Source organism: uncultured Nostoc sp. (assembly GCF_964245575.1).
GTDB lineage: Bacteria > Cyanobacteriota > Cyanobacteriia > Cyanobacteriales > Nostocaceae > Nostoc.
On the sequence record NZ_CAXTNP010000466.1, the window covers coordinates 1 to 3,882 of the forward strand.

Sequence of the window (3,882 nt, forward strand, 5' to 3'; positions counted from 1 at the left end):
TCTAAGTTTTATCATCTGTTGATGTCCTAATCACCAAGGCTTTTGCTATAAAAATCAATACTTTTCTGTTAAATATATTCATTATCGCCTAAACCCTATCGCAATTTCACAAATAGGGCTATTACCCCTTTTCTCAAGCAAAAAGGAATATCAAGCTTTAACAAGAAAGTATCGTAACACTAATTATCGCTCTTTTTGTAATTACTAAACATTAGATATTTTGTCAAAGTTAAAAAAATATAAATCTCATTCTGTGGGCTTACTTTCCCTATTCCTTGCGTCCTGCCTCTCAAGACCATAAACTGAGTTGATTGGGGGGATGCTCAAGGTTATTCCAAGGTAGGGGTGGAACTGGTGTATTACTCTGTTCTAATAACTGTTGGAAGTGACGGGCTGTGCTGGGCGATCGCGCTTCTATTGGACAATGAACAAAGAAATAAATTCGCACTCCCATTTTCAACCATTGCTGAATCTGCCTTACCCACTCTTCCATAAACGGCTGATTCACTGATAAATTTGGATGAGAAATAAACCGAATCAGAGTAAAAGGTGCTGTCACACTCAATTGCAACGGTAATTTGGGTTTACGCCGTTCCGATTGCAACTGGGGGTGATCATCTCCAGTGTAAATTGGGCGCGAGTCTAACAATACCCGTCCCACACCTAGCTTTTCTAATAGTGTCGTCAAATTACTCGCATGGGGTTCTTTGAACCAGTCGAGATGCCGAACTTCTAACGCTAGGGGTGCTTCTGTACGCGGCCAAGCTTCCAGAAAGTTGGTCAAATCGTCAAGCAATGCAGGTGCATAACTGGGTGGTAACTGGGCAAACATTGGGCCAAGACGTTTACCTAAAGGGCGCATCCCTTCCAAAAATTTTAACGCAGCCGGAATATAAGGTTTTAGTAATCCTTGATGGGTAATATCTCGCGGTAATTTCAGACAAAATTCAAAACCTGCTGGTGTTTCGGCAGCCCAACGGGTTACAGTTTCTTGGTTAGGTACGGCATAAAAGGTAGTGTTACCTTCTACAGTGGTGAAGCGACGACTGTAGAGATGGAGAAAATCGGCAGTGCGAGTGCCTTGAGGATAGAGTTCGCCCGCCCAACCTTTATATGCCCAAACAGCACAACCAATAAAAAAGTTCACAGTGCCTAAAAGCCTTGAGGTATCATATTCAATTTTACAGGCAGTTTGTAGGGATGGATGAAGCTAGTAGTCTATGTGATTAATTCTGAGTAGTTAAGAGAACGAACCGCATAGACGCAAAGAGGCTTCCCGCAGGGTGGGACGCATAGACACGAAGTGGCTTCCCGCAGGGTAGGACGCAAAGGAAGGGGTAAAGAAGAAAAATTGAAAAGTTGATTCACCTATCATTTTGAATTCGTTTGATTTAAATGACAAGATGTCGTTCGCTATACTTATTTATGTCTATTTTTCCTAACTCATTCAAAAATGGGCGAACCGGGAGTAATTAAGCGGACATGATATGAAACAAAGAAATGCAAAAATTGGGAAAAGGGTAGGCTGCTTGCCCACCCTAAACTATTCTTTACTTAGCAATACTTTATACTGAAGCTTCAGTAGCAGTCTTACCTACCAACTTGGCAGCATTTTCCTCGCTTTCGAGGATACCGAATTCAATCAACAAGTCTTCTAACTCTTCCATCTCAATGGGGGTGGGGATAGTCAGGTTCTTGTTGTTGACGATCTTTTGAGCCAATGTCCGATATTCGTTAGCTTGATTGCTGTCAGGTGCATACTCGTTAACAGTCATCCGGCGCAATTCTGCGTGTTGAACAATGTTGTCACGAGGTACGTAGTGAATCATGTGGGTGTTCAACCGTTTTGCCAGGGTTTGGATTAGGTCGATTTCCCGGTCAGTGTTACGGCTATTACAAATCAAACCACCCAAGCGCACACCACCAGTGTGAGCATACTTAAGAACACCACGAGCAATATTGTTAGCAGCGTACATCGCCATCATTTCACCTGATGTCACGATGTAGATTTCTTGTGCTTTACCTTCACGGATAGGCATAGCAAAACCACCGCACACAACGTCACCTAATACGTCGTAAGATACAAAGTCTAGGTCTTGGTAAGCACCGTTTTCTTCTAAGAAGTTGATGGCGGTGATAATACCACGACCTGCACAACCTACACCGGGTTCTGGACCACCAGATTCTACGCAAAGAACGTCACGGAAACCCTTGAGCATCACTTCATGGAGTTCGATATCTTCTACTGCACCACGTTCTGCGGCGAGGTGAAGAACGGTTGTTTGAGCTTTGCTGTGCAGCATCAAACGTGTGGAGTCAGCTTTAGGGTCGCAACCAACGATAAGAATGCGTTCGCCCATTTCTGCCATAGCTGCCAAGGTGTTTTGGGAAGTGGTAGATTTACCGATACCGCCTTTACCATAGAAAGCTATTTGTCTAATCTTTTCTTCAGTCATGGTTGTGTTTCCTACAATGATTTAGTTGATGGGTTGTAAGCTTAATGTGAGATATTCACCCTTGGTGTCGTAGGGAAGTAAAGCCTGTTGGCGTTGACGCATAGCAACTTGTCGCTAGACATCACACCCTGACAAAAACAGTTAAAATCAGAACATATTTACCTACAAAGCGTAGACGCAGAGCGGCTTGTCGTTAGACATCGCTTAAGGGATAGAGAAATCTCTATTTCCTAATAACGAAGCCTTTAAAACTTGACTTCAGCATTGTCAGTTGTTGTCACAGAATCCCAAATGGTTGCTCAAGCCTAAAGAGTGGTTGCAGCAGGAATTCAAATGAACGCAGATTTGTTCCCTGAACCACACAACCAACCAAATTGCAATCCACTCTAAATGGTTGCTGCAACTTCTCTGATTTTGCTAATGTCAAGTCGCTAAGAACTTCTATAGCGCTTTTCGTTTCGTGATTGATGCAGCAGAATAAGTTTCAGCCCAAAACTGACAGCTACAGATGCAATACTATAAAGCTTGCACAGGCAACCTCTAAGACTCTGGTTGAGACAATATCTTGGTGAGTTTTGACAGTATGGTTAAATTCCTAAAAATTGTGGAACAACACCATATTGCTTGAAGTTTTCCTTCCAAAAGTCAGCAACTGCTTCAACTTAGTTCGCGGTTGAAAATGTTTGTTCCCGCAAGAATAAGTTCGTAAATATTCTGTATTTCTATGGAATTGTCAGGCTGTTCTAAGAGTCTTTATTCCCAGACCCCAAGAGTAATTGCCTTTTGTGGGTAATGCTCTAGCTAGGTTAGCCAACTCTTATTGGCTCATACCCAGATAAATTTCGATTGACTTCAAGTTGTTACAAAGGCTACTATCCTACTCAATCTAGTTTTAGATTTTAGTTACAAACAGATGTAGCGAAGTGAAGTGGACTTACCAGAGCAAAAAAACTTTCTTGAGCTTGCCTCAAAGTTTCTTGAAGTCTTTTGTGCTTTTACTTTTTTGATTCCTATAAAAACCATAACATACATCTCACTAATTTATTTGTCGAATCTCAAATTATTTATCTATTTGTCAGAACACTATCCTTAGGATCTTTAGTAGCTATAAGTTACGTGTTAATAGGTTGCGAGTTAGTGAAATTATTTATCATAGCTAATTTGTGCAGTTAGATACTTTTGGGTATTTTATAAAAGTATTTAAAACTAATGTTTGATAAGAAAAATAAACTTTCTTATTTTTGCAATCGAAAATTTTGTCATCAAAGTAGATTAAATAACTTTTGCGATCGCACCAAGCACCTAACCCAGGCGATCGCAATTATATAACAATCCGATTTGATTCCTGAATTACTCGTAGAGACTGGGGATTGGGGACTCAATACTTGGGACTGGGAAAAAGGAATAAAGGTGTACTGAGTTTTTT

The 3,882-nt window shown here is 41.0% G+C and carries 2 protein-coding genes; both read right to left on the reverse strand.

From position 1 onward, the window contains the following. Positions 1–289: 289 nt before the first annotated feature. Positions 290–1,147 (reverse strand): DUF72 domain-containing protein, encoded by an 858-nt coding sequence (locus ACFFAP_RS36970; protein WP_375515861.1) that lies wholly within the window; start codon positions 1,145–1,147, stop codon positions 290–292. A gap of 418 nt (positions 1,148–1,565) precedes the next feature. After that, on the reverse strand, positions 1,566–2,456 hold the full coding sequence (gene nifH / locus ACFFAP_RS36975; RefSeq protein ID WP_375515862.1) for a nitrogenase iron protein: 891 nt from the start codon (positions 2,454–2,456) through the stop codon (positions 1,566–1,568). Positions 2,457–3,882 lie beyond the last annotated feature (1,426 nt).

Excerpts from the sequence above, each read along its gene's own strand:
- nifH (WP_375515862.1), bottom strand. The coding sequence starts at position 2,456 with ATGACTGAAGAAAAGATTAGACAAATAGCTTTCTATGGTAAAGGCGGT.